Below are 20,024 nucleotides of genomic sequence, written 5' to 3'. Positions count from 1 at the left end.
TCGCTCTACTCTGTGCCATTAAGGCGACAAACGGAATTCCGCTTTGCCATTGACGGTATATGGAGACAATGAAATATTTTCATTGTTTAGACTTAATGACACTGCGGTTGCATCATCTAAACGAATCTGAAATGGTGCCTCACCAGTTAAATTCAAGCTGGACGCCTGACGGCCAGTGGCCAGCACCTTCCCGGTCGAATCCACAATATGAACCGACGTCGGACGGTTAAAGCTTAAAGACAGCTGATCGCCGGTCACGGCACTGCTGTTGTCTAAATTAATAATTTCGACATCAGACATTGGCACAATATTCTGCTCAGTGTCGCTCGACTGCGAAGATGACCAGTTTTGCACGGCCGCGATGATAATCCAGATTAAGGCCAGTGCCACTACCGCCAGCGCAATACGTTTTAACCATTTGCGGTTACGGTCACGATTCGAGCCAGGCAGTTTGCCCATAATTTTAATTGGGGAATTATTCAGGGCATGATTCGGCAGCATGCCGGTATCATTGGCATAGATTTCATCAAAACGCTGGATGATACTGGTGGCATCGACTTTTAAATATTTGGCGTAGGTGCGGTAATAACCCTTGATAAAGGTCGCTTCAGGCAGTGACTTGTATTCATCCTGCTCCAGCGCCGTCAGGGTTTTGACCGGAATATTCAATTCTTGCGCCACATCTTCAAGCTCAAGCTTCTGATTTTGACGGATTTGACGCAGATACTCACCTGGGCGTTGGATATTTCCTAATGCATTGGGCGCTACATTTGTATTTGATTGCGGTGAATTAGGATTTACTTCCATACGGCCTCAGTACTGTGCTGTAATTGCAAATAACGTTGATATTCCTGGCTTTCAGGGAACAATGCCCGAAGCTGATTGACCAGCACCTGCTGTCCCAACTGATCGCCATTTGCTCGTGCAACACGGATCCCAATCCACAATGCACGCGCACCTTGATTTTTTTGTCCCACAGCACGCACAAACTGTTCATACATTCTGGATGCTGCAGGAGTCTGCTGGTTGAAATAAAAAATTTCCGCCAACTCTAACATTGAAACATAGGAGTCACGGTTCGCCTGCAGAGCCTGCTTGAATGATTTTTCAGCATTCGCCATATCGCCCAGTTTCAGGTAAATCCGCCCCACGTTTTCCAATGCACGAAAACGTTGATCATAACCGAGTGTTGCCCCGGCAATACTCAGCTGTTCAATGGCATCATTATAGCGTTCAACCTGATACAAATACGTACCATAGTTGTTACGCGCCTGCGCATTGTTCGGATCGGCAGAGATGGCACGCTTAAAATACGTATCGGCCTTCTCCAGATTCAGCTTGCTTCCTTCTTGCTGTAGCAGCACGCCCATCATCATATTGGCCATGGAATCACGCGAATCTGTTTCCAGCGCCTGATCCAGGGCACGTTTGGCCGAGTCTAAATCACCCGATTTTAAATACTCGGCCGCCAGCTGGGTACGCACCTGAATTGCCTTTTCCGGATCTTTCGGACTTAAAGTAGGAGTTGTGGTTTGACAGCCGGTGCTCATCCATGCAGCCACACACAATGTGCTGATGGTTGTGAATTTATACATCAACTTAGTCAATGGACCTCTCCCCCTAAATTTAATTATCCTTGAGAGCGCATAATTTCATTTCGCTCTGCAACTTTCTTTTTCCATTGTTCCGCACGACGGGTACGGTCTGCCACCTGTCCCACCAGCTGGCCACACGCTGCATCAATATCATCACCGCGTGTCTGACGAATCGTACACACAAATCCGGCATCAGACAAAGTTTTTTGGAAAGAAATAATCCGGTTCCGGCTTGAACGGCCATATGGCGCATGCGGGAACGGGTTAAACGGAATTAAATTGATTTTGCTTGGCAGGTCTTTGAGCAGCTTGATCATCTCTTTGGCATGTTCAATGCTGTCATTCACGCCATCGAGCATGACATATTCAATGGTCACGTGCTTACGCGCACTTTCGTTGCCATCTTTTTTGATATAACGCTGGCAGGCTGCAATCAGCTGTTCCAGTGGATATTTCTTGTTGATTGGCACCAGCTCATTGCGCAGTTCATCGTTGGTGGCGTGTAAAGAAATCGCCAGCGCGACATCAATATCTTCAGCCAGCTGGTCAATTTTTGGCACTACACCCGAGGTCGACAGCGTTACACGGCGTTTTGACATGCCATAGGCGAAGTCATCCAGCATAATACGCATCGAGTTTAAGACCGCATCATAGTTCAGCAGCGGCTCGCCCATGCCCATCATCACCACGTTCGTCACCGAACGCTCACGATCCGCGATAGGCACATCTTCCATATAGGAATAGTTTGCCATCCACAACTGACCAATAATTTCCGCTTGGGTTAGGTCACGTTGGAAGCCCTGTTTACCAGTTGAGCAAAATGAGCAATCCAGTGCACAGCCCACCTGTGAAGAAATACACAGGGTCTTACGTGAACCAGTTTTATCTTCTGCTGGAATCAGTACGGTTTCAACCAGTGAGCCTTCCCCATCACCCACACGGAATACCCATTTACGGGTACCGTCTTTGGAGAAGTTTTTATGCACCACTTCTGGCGCTTTAATTTTACAAATCTTTTCCAGCTTTTCACGCAGCTTGCCTGAGATATTGGTCATCTCAGAAAAATCAGTCACGAAATACTGGTGAATCCATTTCATCACCTGCCCGGCACGGAATTTCTTCTCACCCATATCTTCGAAGAATTTTTCCATTTGCGGACGTGACATGCCAAGTAAGTTCACTTTCTCCACAGTTTTTTCCTGTGCAGGAGCGGATGGAGTGTGTTGCTGTGCATCAGAAACGGCTGATACAGCGACTGCTTCAGTACTCATGTGTGTTACCTAAACCATGTCTAAAGATGAAAGGAGAAGCTCAATATGTGAGCAAAGGATTATTCAGAGAATAAAAAAACCAGATAAGTATAATAACACTTATCTGGTTTGAATACTGCGTATTAACGAGTACGTGGAGCAATCTCAGTTTGAGCGAAGAAGTAGTTAATTTCGCGGTCAGCAGATGCTACAGAGTCAGAACCGTGAGCAGCGTTTTCGTCGATGCTTACAGCGAAGTCTGCACGGATAGTGCCAGGAGCCGCTTCTTTAGGGTTAGTTGCGCCCAGGATTTCACGGTGAGCAAGAACTGCGTTTTCACCTTCAAGAACTGAAACAACCACTGGACCAGAAGTCATGAACGCAACTAAGTCAGCGAAGAAACCACGTTCTTTGTGCTCAGCGTAGAAGCCTTCAGCTTCAGCTTGAGTCAAGTGTTTCATTTTAGTTGCAACGATTTTAAGACCCGCTTTTTCAAAACGTGCGAAGATTTCGCCGATTACGTTTTTAGCAACTGCGTCTGGTTTAACGATAGATAATGTACGTTCGATAGCCATGATTGGCTCCTTAAAGTCAAAGTTGACAGAAATTTTGCCGCATTATACCGAAAAATGGGCTTTTTTCTGCGTTTAATCTGTAAAAAAATCGGTTTTTTGAGGTCGCTGTTAACGTGCTTCGTCAATCCATGCCATTTGAATGGCTTCTAACAGACCTTCGGTTGACTTGGTCGGATCATCTTCAAAATCTGGAAGTGCACAAACCCAGGCATGCAGGTCAGTAAAACGGATCCATTGCGGATCGACATCTGGATGTGCTTCATACAATTCAATAGCGATATCGATGCTATCTGTCCAACGTAAACCCATGTCTATTCCTAAGGCAGTTTAGTGTGATGCACTACTTTAGCAAATTTTGCAAATGCTGTACCAGCTTTGACAGGCCGTACCGCCGGTGAATGGGCTATAGCGCAATTTCCAGATACGGCGCAGCCGAAATAATGCAGCTGGCCACCAGACCGCCAATTAGTGCACCGACCGCCACATCACTTGGATAATGCAGCCCCAGCACCATACGTGATAGCGCCACCAGAATGGTAAAAGGTAACATCAACACCAGCAGTAGCGGCTGAATATAGCCCAGCACTGTGGTAATCATGACCGCATGCAAAGTGTGACCGGAAGGAAAACTAAAGTGATCAAGCGGACGCTCGCCCAGGCGGATCACCTGATGTACCTGATAAGGACGGGGACGCACCGTTTTGCTTTTAAGCAGTTTATAGATGCCCGTACCGACCGATCCACCTAACAGCAAGTAGATAATCTGTAATCCATACAGCAGACCCTGCCATAACCAGACTGTGGCCAACATGACATACCAGAATAAACCGTCGCCTAAGCGGCTCACCACTTTAAAGAAATAAGCCACCCGTTCGGAGTGGGAAAAATGATTGAGATACAAACAGCCTTTCAAGTCGAGATCAAGTATTCTTATTTTTGCATTTTTAAGTTTCATTCTATGCTCTCCTTTAAGCTTGAGCTTAAAATCTAGGTCGTCATATGCGACTCCTGCACCACCCGATAAAGTGCCTGTTCAAATTGTTGGATCGGATATTGCCAGCCGATATGCTGGGTAGATTCACGGGCTTTTTTACCCATCTGTCTTAATACTTTTGCGCTTGGTAACTGATAAATCGAACGCATAATTCCGGCGACATCACCCAGTGGACTAAGCCAGCCGGTTTCATCTTGCTTGACATGCAAATTGGCACAAGCATAGTCATACGCCACGACTGGCAAGCCGCTGGCCATGGCTTCAAGCACCACATTACCAAAGGTTTCTACCTGACTGGCAAAGACAAACACATCGGCACTAGCATAAGCTTCAGCCAGTTTTTGTCCGCTTAAGCTGCCCATAAAAATGACTTCGCCATCGGTGTTCAGCCCTTCCAGACGTTTCAGGTCCGGACCATCGCCTACTACCACCAGCTTGGTTGGATATTTGGCAATGGACTGCATGGCCCGATAGGCATCAATCACCACATTCACTTCTTTTTCTGGCGACACCCGGCCCACATAAATCAGCACCCGGGTCTGTTCATCGGCGCCCCAACGTAAACGTAAGGCTTCTGAACGATGTTGCGGTGAGAACCTGTCGACGTCGACCCCACGACCAACGACCACCAGTGGGCCTTCCACACCAAACTGGCGTAAAGACTGCTCGGTATCGGTACTGGGTACACAGGTCAGTTGCGTATTGTTATGGAACCAGCACAGATAACGCTGGATCGGTTTAACCAGAAAAGCCAGGTCAAAAAAGCGGCTAAAGTCCTGAAAGGCAGAGTGGAAGCCGCTAGACACCGGAATCTGCTTGGATTTTGCCACCTGTAACGCAGCCAGACCCAGCGGCCCTTCGGTCACCACATGCACGATATCTGGCTCAAACTCATCCATGGCAGTGGAGAGTTTATAAAGCTGTGGCCAGCCAAACTGCAGATGACCATATTTCGGAATAGACTGCGCCTTGACCAGACATTCTTTGTTGGGACTAAAATCGGTACAAGGTTGTTTTTGTTCAGGACGAATCAGTAGAATTTTATGTCCCAGTTTTTGCAATCCTTTGCACAGTTGTAATAATGAATTGGCTACACCATTAATTTCTGGCGGCCAGGTTTCTGTCACTAACGCAATTCTTAAACGAGGTCGCACCAGCTCTTCAATTTCAATGACTTCATTAATCGCGTTTTTTTGTTTTTCCTGTTTAAAATAAAATTTAAAATTCTCAGGAATATTAGGCGACTTTAATACCAGTGTGCGTGAAGACGCTGACATCCGCGTATTCCTCTGTTGTTGTTGTCTGCCCAGCATAATCCTTACAGTTTGCAGTTTTATGATAAATTCATGAAATTAATTTCATACTTGTATCAAACTCGTGGTATTGCACCCGCCTGGTTAGAGCCTTGGAAAAATATTCGATATTTCCAATATTTAAAGCATAATTAAAACATCAAATTAATATATAGACTGTCCCGGTATACACCGGCAGGTGTTCTTGCCGTTGGACGTTCCATTAATTGTACCAACACCACAAATTTATCTTGACCAGTGGGAGCCTGACTAAGCGGAACATTCCAGCGTGAAGAGCTGGCACCACTAATATTCATCTGGGTTCTGAGCTTATAATTCTTCTCATTCACCAGATAACTGCTGCCTGTACTATTCACCAGATTTCGGCTATTAAACTTAATGGCATAACGACTATCACAATTCACCGAAAAGGAAGTCGCAGCCTGACTTAAATAAGAGGCATTCAAATTTAATTGGGTTGCCGTTAAACGCTCGATTTGGCATTGTCTCGCATGTGCCAGAGACAGACTGCTGCTGATACAACAGACTAAAAACAGTACACTCGCTTTCATTACCCCTACTCCTTTTATTTACACACAAGTTCAACTGGTACAGTTATATCTTGTGCCTGAGCTGAAACCTGTAATACAGCACTACAGGTTTGCGCCTCTCGGGTTTTAATCCGGACACTATAATTCCCTGGAATCAAGCCATATAAAGTGACCGTTCCATCCGAACCAATCGGATAAACCTCGCCACCTTCATTGTTAATATGCAGCTCTGATCCCGGTACAAAACTGCGATTTTGGACATCTACCGGCCGGATACGAACCTGTTTAGCATGGAAAACCGGGAAATTGATTTTGTAGCCGCGCTGGTTTAACGCGGTAATTTGTTTACTTGAATAAAGAATTTTATCTTCGATAGGTAACTGGTTTTCATCAAAGGCGATGTCGTATTTCACATAAGGAATAATGTCATGCACAAAGGCATAGCCGTCTTTGTTGGTTTTATCGACATAAACCAGTGAGCGTAGAATATCAATATCTTGATAATCCCCGACTTTGACCAAACCAAAAGCATGTTCAACAATTTTGGTAAAACTTAACTGATTACCCAGCCAGACAACAGCACCACGATAAGCCAGTTGCGAGTCACGCGTTTCCTTGCCCTGAACATGGTAAAAATCTAGATCACCTACCTTGGTTTTCAGCAGGCCATTTACATTATAAAGTGTGTCATCATTGCGATGATTCACACCGACAGCATAGTCAAAGCCGACCTGACTCGAGTCACTTTTCACTAGCTGCAGGTTGGTGTTCTGGTCTGCAGACTGACTAAAATAGACGGATTTATCATTATCAAAATTATAACTAAGAGATAATATCCCGCCAGAATCTTTACGATCGCCAAAAGCATTGAAATAACTGAGCCCGACAGCAAATCGGCGTCCAAAATTCCGGTTAAATCCGACATTGATCACCCGCTGGTTCTGCTGTTCAAATTCAGGATGATCATAGTATTTCTGTTCAGCATAGTTCAGATTAATATTGTGCACATAAGGCACATTGGTCAGCCCTAAATACACCAGATTTTCAAATTTTGGATAATTCGAAACATTGTCCAGATCATCGCCTAAAAACTTAAAATCCCGTTCGGTATACTTGGAACTGGCACCCAGTGAAAAATTCCCGAAATCTTTGCTGGCGGATAAACCATAGGAATAGTTCATCTGATTCCGGTCATCATGCGAGGCCATGACCACACTGTCTACAATTAAAATATTACTGATGGCCTGAGTCCACATAACCCCTGCATTCTGAATATCTTCACTATAGGACAGGTTGGTTCCCAAGGTGGTTGCGTTAGACAGCCCCCTGCGGTAAAAGCCATTAACAAAGAAATCCCGATAATCGCTACTGTCCAGATTGTAGTTATAACGCAGCTTACCTAAGGCAATATTATATTCATTCAGGCCATCACGTAATAAACGGTTAGTGACCAGCACTGGAAAAGTTTGCACACTGCGATTACCTAAAACATCTTCAACTACAATTTGTGCATCACCCGCCTGCTGAATTTGCGCCCCTGTTTCCAGCATGTAATCACCCGGGCTGACTTTCTGGCTATAAATACTCACCCCGTTAATAAACAGCTCAACAGTAGATGGAATACGCGCGCTACCCTGTAAGGTTGGAATATTCCAATAGACAAAACTTGGTCGCTCGGTGTAGTTGGTTCCCCAGTTTAAACCGGCAAAACGCAAAGAGTTAATTAACGGGTTATAGGTTGTTGTGGTGTCGCCCAGGGTTAGACGGGTCATGCTTTCCGGAAATTCCAGATCAAAACTGCTATTTAAACGTACCACCTGCTCCTCGACAGAGGTATTCTGATACAGCACCGAATTCTTGAGAATCCAGTAATCTTTAAAGATCCCCAACTCGGCCAGACCACTATAAGCTTCATTTGAATCGCTGTTGGCATAGACCCAGTCATAATTCATAAAGCCACCAAAACTGGCTTTTTCAGGAATCACTTTCTGGTTAAAAACGTTTAAATCGGATTGAAAATAGTGAGTGGGGATGGTTAATTTAATGGACTGCGATGAACTATCAAAAACCGCTTGAATATCGCCTTCACTGACCAGACAGAAATCCGCACGCTGCTGATGTTTCTTTAACTTCTGCACTTGAATTTGCCGTTCGGACAGCACATCACAACCCATATAATAATGCTGCCCTTCTGTGATTAAAATAATATCAGTATGATGATCAAGTTCATTAATCCACAGATTGGCAAGACTTTCTTCTACCGGATTTTCATTCGCATTCGCTGCGAAGCTAAATAAAATATGAACAACAATAAACCACCGATTTTTTATATTCATCGCAAATTCCCCCTATACCGCTAGTCCGAGAATTTAAGCTCCACCATGTTATCGTTCTTATCCGTAAAAAATTGGACAGTATACTTTTTTGGATCTGCAATCTTGGTTCCATTTAACTCATAGCTGTAATTCATTTTGGCCAATAAGTAAGCCATAGTATCGGCCTTAAACACTTCCTTCTTATTAGCATCAACAATCTTCAAATTATTAATCTGAACATGCGAATTGGCCTGATTTTGTGCAACCAGCCGGTTATTCTCAATATTAAATTTAACGTTCGTATCTTCCTGCTTACCGACAAATAAAGGCAGGTTAAAGCTGAGCAGAAAGTTAACTGAGGTTTCTTTCACGGCCTGTGGAATTTCTTCCACCAGAATGCGCCATGCACCCTCCTGATTACCGGTGAGTACCGACTCTAAAGGACGATTAAAACCAACACGGATAGTCTGTTTGCCATTCGGCTGCAGAATAAAGTTTTTGGGATTTAAAATAAGGGTGTCATCTGGTACTAAAACATTCTCACCATTGCCTTGTTGCGTCCATTTAAAGGCTTTAATTTCAAAAATTTTTGCTTCAGTTTCATCTGTAGATTCTAAAGTAAGCGTTGTGGTTCTTTGTTTAGCCTGACTGTTGATATACATCTGAACCGGGTCAATAGAAACACCTGCATAACTTGCAGATGCATAACACAGCGATGAAACTAAAAAGGCTATTATTTTTTTCATATTATTCCCCAGCTTTTATAACGAAAAAGCCTAACTTGGTCCGAAGACCAAGTTAGGCGAAACACTAAATTAGTAGAACACTTTGATTTTATAAGTGTCTGAATATGTACCTGCACGCTGGAATGGAGCTACTGCCGAGTTAGTAACCGAAACAGTATAGACATCATCTGCTAGACCAGCATGGTTACTGCTACCCCAAGCAATCGCACCACCACCTGTTTTTGTTGTTGTGATTGTAGTTGGAATACGTACTGTGCCATCATCTTCATGCTTAACATATGTACTTGCATTGGTACCATTGTTTGCAGTTGTAATATTTAATACATAGTGAGTATTACTTCTTACTGTATAGTTAGATGTTTTGGTACCACCGGCTTTGCTCAACTCAATTGCTGATCCGCCTTTAATTTCACATTTTTTTGGAACTTCTAGTTTAATTGGAATATCTTTTTCACAACCTAAAGTTGTACAGTTATTCCAGTTATGTTTACCACCTGGTTTACCAGCTGTTTCAGCTTCTGTTGCATAAATTGCTGATGAGCAAGTACCTGCAAATAATACCGCCATAGCTGTTTTAATTAATGTAGACATGTCGTGTTTCTCCATAACTTTAATATAAGAACCATTTTTCTAATCACTCACCCAAACCAGAATGTCTTTAGACTGATTAAAACCCGATCCTGAGCAAGTTCTTTTATTGTAGGTATTCCACAGAAAAAACCATCTATACGGGATTTTTCACACAAGGCTAAGTATTTATTTTTTAAAATTATTTTTCTTGCCTAATCGACTGTTTTTGGGCTAATTCTCTTTTTTTGGTGACCCAAATTCTCCTTGCTACTTGGGTCACTATTTTTAGGGAATTTTTTTCTAACCAGTTTTTTAAGATAAAAACAAATAGATGTTTTTTATAAAAAATATTAAATACCCTCAATAAACATTCCTTTACATTTATTACATTTTTTTTTAGTTTTCCTCGAAATATTGGAATTTTCCACCAAAAATTAGTTGAAATTTCACATATTATTAAGAAGCCTGACAATTTAAACAGATTATTTGATTGTTATTTTAAATATAAAATACTTAGTAATAGGGATAGCCTTATTCAATAAACTGTCAGGAAGAAATAATAAAATACATAAAGCACATCAGAAAAAACCAAAGCAGCCCAATCTGTTTTATTCCTGATTCATTTTTTACTTTTTTCGCATTTATTCATTTTTCACTCGACTTTTAATCTGAGTAAAAAATAATTCTTCTAAATAAAAGTATTTTTCAGCCAATTTAGTACCCCTATGCGATTAATTATCTCACTCAGTACAGTAGTTCTTTTTCATGCCGATGATCTGGCAGCGACGTCAATGCAGCGCCTTGAGTGAAGCGCAAGAAGTAGAAAAACAGTGTTTTGTATGAAGTACAAGGAAGAAAAGCACTCCTTTGAATGAAGCAAGGCACACAATATTAAATGTAAAAAAACCCACTCTAGTGAGTGGGTCTTCGCGTTCAAATCAAGTGATTCGAGAAATTAGTTCTTTTCTTTGTCTACGATTTTGTTTGCTTGAATCCAAGGTATGAGCAAGCTCAGAACACTGTTCTGAGTGAAGTGCAAGGAAAGAAAAGCACTGCTTTCTTTTCTTTAAGGCACGGAAGTTAACTTAACTCAGTAAGCTCTATTTTTAAATGACATAAAAAAGCCCCTGTGAAACACAAGGGCTTTTTGGCTCAGAAATTAGAACTTAGTTCTTTTCTTTATCAACGATTTTGTTTGCTTGAATCCAAGGCATCATCGCACGCAATTTAGCACCAGTCACTTCGATACCGTGAGCAGCATTTTGACGACGGCGAGCCGTCATAGATGGGTAGTTCAACGCACCTTCCTGGATGAACATCTTCGCGTATTCACCAGATTGAATACGTTTAAGCGCATTACGCATTGCTTCACGAGACTGTTCGTTGATGACTTCAGTACCTGTTACGTATTCGCCGTATTCAGCGTTGTTTGATACAGAGTAGTTCATGTCCGCGATACCGCCTTCGAACATTAAGTCAACGATCAATTTAAGTTCGTGTAGACATTCGAAGTAAGCCATTTCAGGCGCATAACCCGCTTCAACCAGAGTTTCGAAGCCCATTTTAACCAGTTCAACTGCACCACCACAAAGAACCGCTTGCTCACCGAACAGGTCAGTTTCAGTTTCTTCACGGAAAGAAGTTTCGATGATACCTGTACGGCCGCCACCTACGCCTGAAGCGTAAGAAAGTGCAAGGTTACGTGCATTACCAGAAGCATCTTGGTGAATCGCGATAAGATCAGGAACACCTGAACCACGTTGGTATTCAGAACGTACAGTGTGACCAGGTGCTTTAGGTGCAACCATGATTACGTCTAAGTCAGCACGTGGAACAACTTGGTTATAAAGAACAGAGAAACCGTGAGCAAATGCTAAAGTCGCGCCTTGCTTGATGTTTGGCTCAATCACGTCACGATAAAGTTGCGCTTGGAACTCGTCTGGAGTCAAGATCATCACCACGTCAGCTTGTGCAACTGCAGCAGGAACTTCAGCAACTTTAAGACCTGAATTTTCAGCTTTTTTCCAAGAAGCTGAACCAGCACGTAAACCAACAGTTACGTCAACGCCAGAATCTTTAAGGTTAAGCGCATGCGCGTGACCTTGTGAACCGTAACCAATGATCGCTACTTTCTTAGATTGGATGATAGATAAGTCGCAGTCTTTATCGTAAAAAATTTGCATTGCTGTCTCCGCTTAAATGCTTTTGATTCCTGTCCGCTAGGGCAATTTCATTATTCAGCTTGCTAGCGCCTCTCCCAGCCGAGAGAGGTGAATTCGTTGTTAAATTAAATAGTTAAAACTTTTTCGCCACGTGCGATACCCGATACGCCTGAACGCACCACTTCCAGAATGGTGTTCTCAGCCAACGCATCAATAAAGCCATCGAGCTTTTCTGTGGTACCGGCAATTTGAATGGTATAGGTCGTTGGTGTCACATCGACCACCTGACCACGGAAAATATCGGCAGTACGCTTGATTTCATCACGTGCTGAACCCAGTGCCTTGACTTTAATCAGCATCAGTTCACGCTCAATATGCGCACCTTCAGACAAATCTACCACTTTGACCACTTCAACCAGCTTGTTCAGCTGCTTGGTAATCTGCTCAATTTTGTGGTCATCACCATAAGTAGTGAGTGTCAAACGTGACAAAGTCGGGTCTTCAGTCGGTGCTACGTTCAGCGTCTCAATGTTATAACCACGTTGAGAGAACAAGCCCACTAAACGAGAAAGCGCACCAGCTTCGTTTTCAACGAGAACGGAAATAATGTGTCTCATTCTGTACGCTCCCCTTTTCCTAACCACATATCTTTCATGGACTGACCGGCAATCTGCATCGGATAAACGTGTTCAGTACGGTCAACCATCACGTTAATAAATACACATTTATCATTGATGGCCATGGCTTCAGCCAGCTTCGATTCAAGCTCATCGGCATGGTCAATCTGGATTCCCACGTGACCATACGCTTCCATCAGCTTGGCAAAGTCAGGTAAAGACTCTACATATGAGCTTGAGTGACGACCTTCATAGTTCATATCTTGCCACTGTTTTACCATACCCAAGGCACGGTTGTTCAGGCACAGAATTTTCACGTTCAAACCGTATTGCTTACAGGTCGACAGTTCCTGAATACACATCTGGATGGATGCTTCACCAGTAATACACACCACCTGCTGGTCTGGATACGCCAGTTTCGCAGCCATTGCATAAGGTAAGCCTACACCCATGGTGCCCAAGCCACCCGAGTTGATCCATTGACGTGGACGCTTATATTTGTAGTAAAGCGCACCAAACATCTGATGCTGACCAACGTCAGAAGTAATAATGGCCTCACCATTGGTCACTTTATCTAAAGCTTCAACCACCTGTTGTGGCTTCATGGTGCCATCAGTTGGCTTTTCATATTTCAGACCATGAACTTTACGCCATTCATTGATCTGCTCCCACCATGCTGCAATCGCTTCAGGATTTGGCTTCGACACATTCATCTGTTTCAGCTGTACCAGCATCTCCTGGAGTACAGGTTCAACTGCGCCCACAATTGGAATGTGCGCCATGATGGTTTTAGAAATTGTTGCCGGGTCAATATCAATATGAATGACTTTAGCATTCGGACAGAATTTTGCCGGATTGTTGGTGACACGGTCATCGAAACGCGCGCCGACACACAGAATCACGTCTGCATTGTGCATGGCCATGTTGGCTTCATAGGTACCGTGCATACCGAGCATGCCGATGAATTGCGGATCATCACCCGGGAATGCGCCCAAGCCCATTAAGGTATTGGTCACAGGATAACCCAGAATATGCGCCAGCTCAGTTAACTGTGCTGCGGCATTGCCCTGCACCACACCACCGCCTGAATAAATCACTGGACGTTTGGCATGAATCAGTTCATCAATCGCTTTACGGATTTGACCTGAGTGACCACGATGTGGTGGTTGATACGAACGCATCTTCACTTTTTCAGGATATTCGTAGGCAAATTTTTCTGCCGGATTGGTCGCATCTTTTGGAATATCAACCACAACCGGACCAGGACGGCCAGATGACGCGATATAGAATGCTTTTTTAATAATTGATGGAATTTCGCTGGCATGACGCACCTGGAAACTGTGTTTTACGATTGGTCGGGAAATCCCCACCATATCGGTTTCCTGGAACGCATCTTCACCAATTAAATGAGAAGCAACCTGACCTGACAGAATCACCATTGGAATGGAGTCCATATAGGCTGTTGCAATTGGAGTAACGGTGTTGGTTGCACCTGGACCTGAAGTCACCAGCACCACACCGGTCTTACCGGTTACGCGCGAGTAAGCATCAGCCATATGGCCTGCTGCCTGTTCATGGCGCACAAGGTAATGATTGATTTTGTCTTGTTGAAAGAACGCGTCGTAAATGTGTAAAACGGCGCCGCCTGGGTATCCAAATACATGTTCAACGCCTTCGTCCGCTAATGCACGAACGAGCATTTCACCACCAGATAAAAGTTCCAACGTGATTCACCCTAATCTTAATCACTGCGAAATGGGAGGCATTTGCAGCGTTTCATTAATTCATTGTTGCACTGTTATAGCACACATATTTCATAGTTTTCATCGCAATAGGAAAAATTTGTGATCTGATTGCTGATTGAGCAATATGAGATCTAAAAACATGTTGGGATAAACACGTTTCACAGCTTTGTTCAGCTTCTCGGCTAGAGAAGTTGCCCATTGCATGACATGACACTTATTCGAAGGGTGATCGATCTAAGGCATATAAAACTAAAGACAGCATTTTTGTAGTTTCGTCCCCTAAAGTCAAGTTTAAAAATTGGCTTTTTTCCTAAACTTGGCTGTGTGCCTGTTTTTTAAACATATCTAGTTTTCAAGCATTACATAGAAAAATTTAAATTTCCGTTATAAAACATGATATTTCATGTGTTTGCCTTTATTTCACATAAATTTTAAATATAAAATACATAAAAAAAATGAATGAATTTTATTAAATAAAAAATCGTTTATTTATAATTCACCCATCAAAATGGATCATTCTGCAGCAGTAAAATGGTTATTTCAGATACAACAGCCGAGGATATTCAGGCGCAGATTCATGCTGTTATTTTTCATCTTCCAGCCTAAAAATTAATCAACTTTGGCGCCAATTATTGCTAAGATAAACGCGCAGATTGATCAGCTGAATACAGCATGAGGATAACAAGATGAATCGCTCTATTTTAACTTGGGGATTATGTTCAGTAGTCGCACTGGCCAGCGCCAATGTGATGGCCAAACAGTACTACAAATGGGTCGATGCCAATGGTTCAACCCATTACACCACCACCCCGCCACCGAAAAATGCCAAGAAACACGGCAAAGTCGATACTTACGGCTGGCGCAACTCTGCCCCAACGACTTCAGCGCAAACGGCGGCAGCGAATAATACGCACAGTCCAACCACAGCACAGACAGCGAACACGCCAGCAACCGCTCCCGAGATGGATTCACAGCAACGTGAAGCCAATGCTGCCCTGCAGCAAGCCCAACAGGAACGTGCCAATCCGCAAGTTTTTTAAGTTTCTGCTTGCTCTGGCCTGATCAGTTAAATTTTTCCAGCAGAAACCGCCGCGCAAAATTCACTTTTCGCTGCATTTTGCGCTATGCTGTGCAACAAACTTTTAACCGTAATTCATTAATCCGTTTATGACTACTCATATTGACCCTGAATATCAAGCCAGTGCGATTGAACCTCAAGTCCAAAGCGACTGGGAAACTCGCAAAGCCTTTAAAGTTGCCGACACTGTAGAAGGTCCACGTCGTTATATCCTCTCGATGTTCCCTTACCCAAGTGGCAAACTGCATATGGGTCATGTGCGTAACTATACGATTGGTGACGTGATCAGCCGTTTCCACCGCTTAAAAGGCGAAACCGTACTGCAACCAATGGGTTGGGATGCCTTCGGTCTGCCTGCTGAAAACGCAGCCATTGCACACCAGGTTGCACCAGCAAAATGGACTTTTGAAAACATTGATTACATGCGTAATCAGTTGAAAAAACTTGGTCTATCGATTGACTGGGATCGTGAATTTGCAACCTGTACACCAGAATACTATCGCTGGGAACAATGGTTATTTGTTCAGCTTTATAAAAAAGGTCTGATCTACCGTAAACTTTCAACGGTGAACTGGGATCCAGTGGATCAAACCGTACTTGCCAACGAACAGGTTGAAAATGGTCGTGGCTGGCGTTCAGGTGCATTGGTTGAAAAACGTGATATTCCAATGTACTACTTCCGCATTACTGACTATGCGCAAGAATTACTGGACGACCTAGACACGCTGAAAGATGGTTGGCCACAACAAGTATTAACCATGCAACGTAACTGGATTGGTCGCTCACAGGGTATGGAAATTACCTTCCCTTCAGCAAATCCTGACGTGTATGCAGATGGTTTAACAGTCTTCACAACGCGTGCTGACACCTTAATGGGCGTGACTTATGTTGCAGTTGCAGCAGAGCACCCAATGGCGCTTAAAGCAGCTGAAAACAACCCTGAACTTGCTGCATTTATCGAAGAATGCCGTATGGGTTCAGTTGCAGAAGCTGATCTTGCGACTGCTGAGAAGAAAGGCATGGCAACAGGTCTTTCTGTAAAACACCCTGTGACAGGTGAAGAAGTTCCGGTTTGGATCGCGAACTATGTGCTGATGTCATACGGTTCAGGTGCGGTGATGGCAGTGCCTTCACACGATGAACGTGACTTCGAATTTGCCAATAAATATGGCCTCACCATCAAACAAGTGATTGATGCCAAAGGCGCAGATGATGCGGAATTTGACGCAACTCAGTGGCAAGAATGGTACGGCTCTAAAGAAGGTAAATTGGTCAATTCAGGTGAATTTGACGGTTTAGACTTCCAGGGTGCATTTGATGCATTCTTGGCAAAACTTGAACCACAAGGTCTTGCCAATGTCAAAGTTCAATTCCGTTTACGCGACTGGGGTGTATCTCGTCAGCGTTATTGGGGTTGTCCAATTCCAATGATCAACTGTGACACGTGTGGTCAAGTGCCAGTGCCTGAAGATCAACTTCCGGTTGTACTTCCGACTAATGTTGTGCCTGATGGTTCAGGTAACCCACTCAATAAAATGCCTGAGTTCTACGAAACCAAATGTCCATGCTGTGGTGGCGACGCACGTCGTGAAACAGATACATTGGATACCTTCGTAGAATCTTCTTGGTACTATGCACGTTATGCTTCTCCAGACTTTACAGATGGCATGGTGAAACCTGAAGCGGGTCAAACCTGGTTGCCTGTGAACCAATACATCGGTGGTGTGGAACACGCGATTCTGCACTTGTTATATGCACGTTTCTTCCACAAATTGATGCGTGACGAAGGCGTGGTACAAGGCAACGAACCATTCACCAACTTGTTAACACAAGGTATGGTACTTGCCGATACTTATTACCGCGAGTCTGAATCAGGTAAGAAAACTTGGTTCAACCCTGCCGACATCGAACTTGAAAAAGACGAAAAAGGTCGTATCACGTCTGCGAAATACAAAGGTGATGGTCAAGACGTCATTGTTGGCGGCCAAGAAAAAATGTCGAAATCGAAAAATAACGGGATCGACCCGCAAGCGATTATTGACCAATACGGCGCAGATACGGCTCGTGTATTCATGATGTTTGCAGCCCCTCCTGATCAATCTCTTGAATGGTCTGATGCTGGTGTTGAAGGTGCAAACCGCTTCCTGAAACGTGTATGGCGTTTGGCAACTGGTTTCCTTGAACAAGGCAACAATGCATCAAACATCGACAAAGCTGCGCTTTCTACAGCAGCGCAAGACTTACGTCGTAAAACCCATGAAACCATCCAAAAAGTGGGTGATGACATCGAACGTCGTCATGCCTTTAACACTGCTATTGCAGCGATGATGGAACTTCTAAACGCAAACAACAAGTTTGAAGTGAAAGATGACAATGACGTGGCGGTTGCACGTGAATCCATCACCACGCTGTTAACTTTACTTGCACCATTTGCCCCACACTTAAGCCAGACTTTATTGGCGCAGTTTGGCATTGAGTTAACCTCTGCTCAATTCCCAATCGTTGATGAATCTGCGTTAACCCGTAATACCCAAACCATCGTGGTTCAGGTGAACGGTAAGCTTCGTGGCAAATTAGAAGTGTCTGTGGATGCATCGAAAGATGACATTTTGGCACAAGCAAAAGCATTGCCTGAAGTGCAACAATTCTTGACTGGCCCAACCAAGAAAGAAATTGTGGTGCCGAATAAGTTAGTGAATTTGGTGGTTTAAGAATCTCCCCTACCCCCTCTTTAAAAAAGAGGGGAAAAGCCTCCCTGAGCAAGAGATAAAGCACCGCTTTAGATCGAAGCGCAAGAAAGGGAGGCTTAAAAAACACAAAGCCCGTTGCCAGTCAACGGGCTTTGCACATACAATCAAAATCTCATTTTATTTTTCGCTTGATTCAGGCCAACACAGAGGACAACACATGCATTTGGGCAAACGTGTCGCAGCTATTGTACTTACATGCGGTTTAGCTACTAGCCTGGTCGGTTGTGGTTTTCATCTGAAAGGCACCAACCCAACCGTCGCCCCGGTGGCCTATTCGAAAATGCGTCTGGCGCTGCCTGCCCAAGCGGAAGAATTACAGGAAAAACTGTCGATTTATTTGGGTGCCGCCGGTGTCCAGCTCAGCAATAGCAATGATGCCTATCTGCTGCGGGTACTCGACTATAGCCCGCGCCGTCTGGAATTAAATGGCAAGCTGGTCGAAACCATGCTGCGTTTAAATGTGACTTTCCGTATTGAAGATGCACAAGGCAATCCGGTAACTGAACCGCGTACCGTAGTCGCCACCCGAAGCTATCAATATGATGTCGCAACAGTGAACACCGATGATCAGGAACAGAAATTCCTGCGTGATGTGATCATTGATGACGTGGCTCAGCAAATTGTGCGTCAGATTTCATCAAACCGCTTACCTGCCGCATCGACCAGCCAAACTGCTGCACCATGAAACTGGATTACTTACAGGCCCTGAAACGGATTGATGATGCCCGGGGGGCCTGGGTGCTGCATGGTCAGGAACCATTACTAGAACAAAACCTGATTGATGCTTTTCGCCAAAGCTGGCAGAAGCAGGACATTGAACGTCAGCGCTATGATATTAGCAGCGTCAGTGACTGGAAAAATGTCTTTAATGCCTTAAACAGCCTGTCTTTATTTTCCACCCAACTGGCGGTTGAAGTGCATGGTAACATCAAGCCCGATGCCAGCAGCTTAAAACTGCTGAAAAACTACTTACAACAAGACAGCAATAACCTGCTGCTGGTGGTCATGCCCAAGCAGGATGCCAGTAGCCTCAAGTCAAGCTTTTTCCAGACGGTGGAGGCCAATGGCGTTTGCGTCGCCTTAACGGCAAATTACCCACGCGATCGTCAGCAGATTTTAGCAGTTGAAGCGCAGAAACTCGGGATTCAACTGGCCAATGATGCCTGGCAATGGCTGGAACAGCATCATGAACACAACTTGCTGGCGGCCAAAAATAGCTTGATGCGGGTGCGCGATACATTTCCGGACCTTGAACAGATTCAGATTGAGCATTTATATGCCTGCCTGCAAGACCAGTCACGCTATACCACTTATGATTTAAGCGATGCCCTTTTAGCCGGAAATCTGGCTCAATCTATCAAGATTTTTCAGTATCTGACTGCCTCTGGCGAGCCGATGAGCCTGATCTTATGGAGTATCAGCAAGGAAATGCGACTTCTGATGCAACTGTTCGAGCAACCACAGAATGCCTTGCAACTGGGGATCTGGAAAAACAAGGTCAGCACTTATCAGCAGGCGGTACGCCGTTTATCGCCACAGACGTTTTTAAGCTGGCCAGCGCTGTTATTAAATATTGATGCGGCTATTAAAGGCGTCAGTCAGGACAACCCGGAACAGCTGGTGCAGCAAGCCATTGCCAGTCTCTGTGGTCGGCCTTTATTTGCTGTTTAACCGGATATTCAGACCTGCATAGAATAATTATCATTTGCAATGTCTTCAAAATATTCACGATTTATCCTTAATTCGCTTTTATAATTCCGTTTAATTCTTTTTACCTGTTTCGA

The 20,024-nt window shown here is 44.1% G+C and carries 18 protein-coding genes; 4 read left to right on the top strand and 14 right to left on the bottom strand.

Annotation, left to right across the window (positions count from 1 at the left end):
• Positions 1-18 precede the first annotated feature (18 nt).
• From FTU54_RS08435 to FTU54_RS08370, 14 genes are all read right to left on the bottom strand, one after another.
• Positions 19-807 (bottom strand): helix-turn-helix domain-containing protein, encoded by a 789-nt coding sequence (locus FTU54_RS08435; protein WP_127799074.1) that lies wholly within the window; start codon positions 805-807, stop codon positions 19-21.
• A complete protein-coding gene (gene pilW, locus FTU54_RS08430; protein ID WP_104470591.1) occupies positions 798-1,595 on the bottom strand; it encodes a type IV pilus biogenesis/stability protein PilW in 798 nt (265 codons plus the stop codon). The genes FTU54_RS08435 and pilW overlap by 10 nt, the downstream gene beginning before the upstream one ends.
• 35 nt (positions 1,596-1,630) lie before the next feature.
• On the bottom strand, positions 1,631-2,866 hold the full coding sequence (rlmN, locus tag FTU54_RS08425; RefSeq protein ID WP_180046238.1) for a 23S rRNA (adenine(2503)-C(2))-methyltransferase RlmN: 1,236 nt from the start codon (positions 2,864-2,866) through the stop codon (positions 1,631-1,633).
• Between the two features lie 122 nt (positions 2,867-2,988).
• Positions 2,989-3,420, bottom strand: coding sequence for a nucleoside-diphosphate kinase (gene ndk, locus FTU54_RS08420; protein WP_180046240.1), 432 nt, complete (start codon positions 3,418-3,420; stop codon positions 2,989-2,991).
• Positions 3,421-3,528: 108 nt separating this feature from the next.
• The gene (gene iscX / locus FTU54_RS08415) at positions 3,529-3,729 is read right to left on the bottom strand and encodes a Fe-S cluster assembly protein IscX (RefSeq protein WP_005182385.1); all 201 of its coding nucleotides are present in this window, start codon (positions 3,727-3,729) and stop codon (positions 3,529-3,531) included.
• Positions 3,730-3,823: 94 nt separating this feature from the next.
• A complete protein-coding gene (locus tag FTU54_RS08410) occupies positions 3,824-4,375 on the bottom strand; it encodes a phosphatase PAP2 family protein (protein ID WP_016659534.1) in 552 nt (183 codons plus the stop codon).
• 32 nt (positions 4,376-4,407) lie between these two features.
• Positions 4,408-5,691, bottom strand: coding sequence for a glycosyltransferase family 1 protein (locus FTU54_RS08405; RefSeq protein ID WP_163142800.1), 1,284 nt, complete (start codon positions 5,689-5,691; stop codon positions 4,408-4,410).
• A 167-nt stretch (positions 5,692-5,858) separates the two neighbouring features.
• On the bottom strand, positions 5,859-6,278 hold the full coding sequence (locus FTU54_RS08400) for a hypothetical protein (RefSeq protein WP_005182377.1): 420 nt from the start codon (positions 6,276-6,278) through the stop codon (positions 5,859-5,861).
• Positions 6,279-6,292: 14 nt separating this feature from the next.
• Positions 6,293-8,593 (bottom strand): fimbria/pilus outer membrane usher protein, encoded by a 2,301-nt coding sequence (locus tag FTU54_RS08395; RefSeq protein ID WP_180046242.1) that lies wholly within the window; start codon positions 8,591-8,593, stop codon positions 6,293-6,295.
• Between the two features lie 20 nt (positions 8,594-8,613).
• Positions 8,614-9,318, bottom strand: a complete 705-nt coding sequence (locus FTU54_RS08390) for a molecular chaperone (protein ID WP_016659537.1) — start codon at positions 9,316-9,318, stop codon at positions 8,614-8,616.
• A 69-nt stretch (positions 9,319-9,387) separates the two neighbouring features.
• Positions 9,388-9,909 (bottom strand): hypothetical protein, encoded by a 522-nt coding sequence (locus FTU54_RS08385; RefSeq protein WP_180046244.1) that lies wholly within the window; start codon positions 9,907-9,909, stop codon positions 9,388-9,390.
• A gap of 1,145 nt (positions 9,910-11,054) precedes the next feature.
• Positions 11,055-12,071, bottom strand: coding sequence for a ketol-acid reductoisomerase (gene ilvC / locus FTU54_RS08380; RefSeq protein ID WP_005182373.1), 1,017 nt, complete (start codon positions 12,069-12,071; stop codon positions 11,055-11,057).
• 104 nt (positions 12,072-12,175) lie between these two features.
• Complete coding sequence (ilvN, locus tag FTU54_RS08375; protein ID WP_005182370.1) at positions 12,176-12,667, bottom strand: acetolactate synthase small subunit; 492 nt, start codon at positions 12,665-12,667, stop codon at positions 12,176-12,178.
• On the bottom strand, positions 12,664-14,391 hold the full coding sequence (locus FTU54_RS08370; protein ID WP_035363671.1) for an acetolactate synthase 3 large subunit: 1,728 nt from the start codon (positions 14,389-14,391) through the stop codon (positions 12,664-12,666). The genes ilvN and FTU54_RS08370 overlap by 4 nt, the downstream gene beginning before the upstream one ends.
• A 707-nt stretch (positions 14,392-15,098) precedes the next feature.
• Between FTU54_RS08370 and FTU54_RS08365 the strand changes: the two genes are divergently transcribed.
• The 4 genes from FTU54_RS08365 (at position 15,099) to holA (ending at position 19,911) form a co-directional block, all read left to right on the top strand.
• Positions 15,099-15,452 carry a DUF4124 domain-containing protein gene (locus FTU54_RS08365; protein WP_005182363.1) on the top strand — a complete coding sequence of 118 codons (354 nt, stop codon included), beginning with the start codon at positions 15,099-15,101 and terminating at the stop codon, positions 15,450-15,452.
• Between the two features lie 127 nt (positions 15,453-15,579).
• Positions 15,580-18,201: a leucine--tRNA ligase gene (gene leuS / locus FTU54_RS08360; protein ID WP_180046246.1), complete on the top strand. Its 2,622-nt coding sequence runs from the start codon at positions 15,580-15,582 to the stop codon at positions 18,199-18,201.
• A gap of 196 nt (positions 18,202-18,397) precedes the next feature.
• Positions 18,398-18,925, top strand: coding sequence for an LPS assembly lipoprotein LptE (gene lptE / locus FTU54_RS08355; RefSeq protein ID WP_005182353.1), 528 nt, complete (start codon positions 18,398-18,400; stop codon positions 18,923-18,925).
• Positions 18,922-19,911 (top strand): DNA polymerase III subunit delta, encoded by a 990-nt coding sequence (holA, locus tag FTU54_RS08350; protein WP_163142809.1) that lies wholly within the window; start codon positions 18,922-18,924, stop codon positions 19,909-19,911. Before lptE ends, holA begins: the two co-directional genes overlap by 4 nt.
• Positions 19,912-20,024: the final 113 nt, after the last annotated feature.

The organism is Acinetobacter sp. YH12116, assembly GCF_013418895.1.
Taxonomy (GTDB): domain Bacteria; phylum Pseudomonadota; class Gammaproteobacteria; order Pseudomonadales; family Moraxellaceae; genus Acinetobacter; species Acinetobacter indicus.
The sequence above is the reverse complement of the archived record's forward strand: the minus strand, read 5'-3'. Positions and strand labels throughout refer to the sequence as shown.